The organism is Vogesella oryzae, assembly GCF_902829295.1.
GTDB classification, from domain to species: Bacteria; Pseudomonadota; Gammaproteobacteria; order Burkholderiales; family Chromobacteriaceae; genus Vogesella; species Vogesella oryzae.
Genome location: NZ_CADEPL010000038.1, coordinates 1 through 2,507, shown reverse-complemented (window position 1 = coordinate 2,507; position 2,507 = coordinate 1). Strand labels below are relative to the sequence as shown.

Sequence of the window (2,507 nt, the reverse complement as noted above, 5' to 3'; positions counted from 1 at the left end):
AGCATGCGTGCCAGCAGGATCGAGCCTGCTATCTGCCGCGCCGGAATATCCCAGTCCCACACGCCGTGGCCGGCACCCTCGATGGCAAACTTCCAGCGCTCTTCCGCCTGGCGGAGTGCCTCGCTGGCAAGGCGGTATTCATTGCGGCTGCGGGTGGCGCTGATCACCTGGCCATAGGTCACCAGCAGCGGTTGCAGCAGTTCCAGCAATTGCTCGTCGTAACCGCCGGCACGGTTGGCAACACCGACCAGCCCCACCATCTGCTCGCCATGCATCACCGGCACCGCCATGAAGTTCAGCAACGGGGGGTGGCCGGGCGGGCGACCGCCGGCACGGGAATCGGTGGACGGGTTGTTGCTCAGCAGCGGCTGGCCGCTTTTCAGCGCATGCCCCAGCAGCGTGTCCAGGCGGCGGAACTCCATGCCCTGGTGCTTGAGGTTGGCCACCGCCGCGCGCGAGGCCTCGTCCCAGCTGATGTCGGTCAGCGCGTGCAACCGCAGGAACGGCTGCTTGTCTTCGTCGTACAGCACCTCGCCCACCAGACCGTATTCGCTGCCGGTAAGCTGCAGCAGCTGCGTCAGCACGGTTTCGTAGGTGGTCTGCTCGTTGTGGTGCTCGATGTACTCGCCCTGGATACGCGCCACCGCTTTCAGCTCGGCAGTGGATAGCGCCAGCTGCTGCTGCGCCTGCCGGCTCGCGCTGATGTCCTCCTGCGACACCAGCCACACCTCGCCGTAACGCGGATGGCGGAACAGGGAAATACTGGTTTGCGCCCAGAACATGCTGCCATCGAGCCTGCGCGCCGGCCATTCGCCCTGCCAGCGCATCTGCTGCTGCAGGGCAAGCTGCAGCTGTGGCGGCAAGGTCTGGCCACCGTCGGCGTGCAGCGCCGGTAGCGGCAGGCCGCCCATGCTGCCCGGCGGGTAACCATACAGTGTCTGCAACTGCGGGTTGGCATACAGGATGCACTGCTCGCCGGCATCGACCAGGCATACCCCTTCCAGCATGCTGTCCAGAATCTGCGCATGCAGCCGCAAATCCGCCTCCATGCTGGCGAGTCGTTGCTGCAGCGCCTGCTGGCTGTAATCGGGCTGCGGCCCACTCTGTTCGCGCCCCGGCAACACTGCCGCCGGCAGGCCGCTAAAGCTCGGGCAGGCACTGCAGTATTCCAGCGTGCCTGCGCTATCGTTAACACAGCGGTGCGACGGCTGGCCGGCGGCCTGTTCGCCGGCAGACGGCATTGCCGGTACCACATCCGCCAGCAGGCAGCCAATACCCTGCTGCACCCGGATCAGCACTGGCTGCGTGCGCTGCGGCAGCTGCAGATGGCAGCAATATTCGAATGTTTCCCAATTGGCAGCAGCCCGGCACCATGCGGCCAACAGCTTGGCCCGCTCAGCCTCGACGATACGGCACAGCCAGCCGTCACCGGCAGCCGCGGCCGGTGACAACTCCAGCAGCTGGCAGCAGGCGGCATTGGCATGACTGATCCTGCCCGGCGCTGCGGCGTAAAACGCAGGCAGTGGCAAGGCGTCCAGCGCCCCGTCCGGGGGCGGGCTTGGCCAGGGTTTGCTCATGCGGGGATATCCTCTGCATGAAATCGGAAGGCAGCAGCGGCCAGAAGCGGCGGCAGTATGCGTGGTATCTGCATACGCTGCTGGCATGCAGCTTCACTGTAGGAAAAGAGTTCACGATAAGCCAGCGGTGTGATGCATTCATGTTGCAACTGCACTCAGCCACCGCCAGCAGCGGCGCGGCTTGTAGTCGGGCAGCTACACCACAGTCATCAAAAATTGTTACCACTTTTTTGCAGTTAATCCGCATAGCCGATTGACAGCTTGTGGCGGCGGCCTAGAATCACATCGAAAATAAAAACAACAAATTAAGTACAAAAACAAACATAAAACAAACACAACCAACAGCAAGGCATTAAGCCCAAGGAGACTTTCAATGCAAGACCAGTACATCCTGGCATTTGACCAGGGCACTACCAGTTCACGCGCTATCCTGTTCGATCGCGGTGGCAACATCGTGTCGTCGGCGCAGAAGGAATTCCGCCAGATCTATCCGCAGCCCGGCTGGGTAGAGCACGACCCGCAGGAAATCTGGGCCGGCCAGGTCGGCGTCGCCGCCGAGGCGCTGGCGCGCGCCGGCATCGCCGGCAGCCAGGTGGCCGCCATCGGCATCACCAACCAGCGCGAAACCACCGTGGTGTGGGACCGCGACAGCGGCCAGCCGGTGTACCACGCCATCGTGTGGCAGGATCGCCGCACCGCCGCGTTCTGCGACGACATCCGCGAGCGCGGCCTGGCCGACAGCATCCGCGACAAGACCGGTCTCTTGGTCGATGCCTACTTTTCCGCCACCAAGGTGCGCTGGATTCTCGACAACGTGCCGGGCGCCCGCGAGCGCGCCAATGCCGGCAAGCTGGCGTTCGGCACCATCGACAGCTGGCTGATCTGGCAGCTGACCCGTGGCCAGGTGCATGTCACCGACGTGTCCAACGC

At 63.9% G+C, this 2,507-nt stretch carries 3 protein-coding genes; 2 read left to right on the top strand and 1 reads right to left on the bottom strand.

The genetic code is table 11. The features are described from left to right. On the bottom strand, positions 1 to 1,577 hold a 1,577-nt coding region (locus HU218_RS13265), incomplete at its 3' end, for a PAS domain-containing protein (RefSeq protein ID WP_174875419.1). Positions 1,578 to 1,594: 17 nt separating this feature from the next. Between HU218_RS13265 and HU218_RS13260 the strand changes: the two genes are divergently transcribed. Together HU218_RS13260 and HU218_RS13255 are read left to right on the top strand one after the other, a co-directional pair. Further along, positions 1,595 to 1,834: a hypothetical protein gene (locus HU218_RS13260; RefSeq protein ID WP_174875418.1), complete on the top strand. Its 240-nt coding sequence runs from the start codon at positions 1,595 to 1,597 to the stop codon at positions 1,832 to 1,834. Between the two features lie 116 nt (positions 1,835 to 1,950). Then, a partial coding sequence (locus HU218_RS13255) for an FGGY family carbohydrate kinase (protein WP_246211124.1) occupies positions 1,951 to 2,507 on the top strand: 557 nt, incomplete at its 3' end.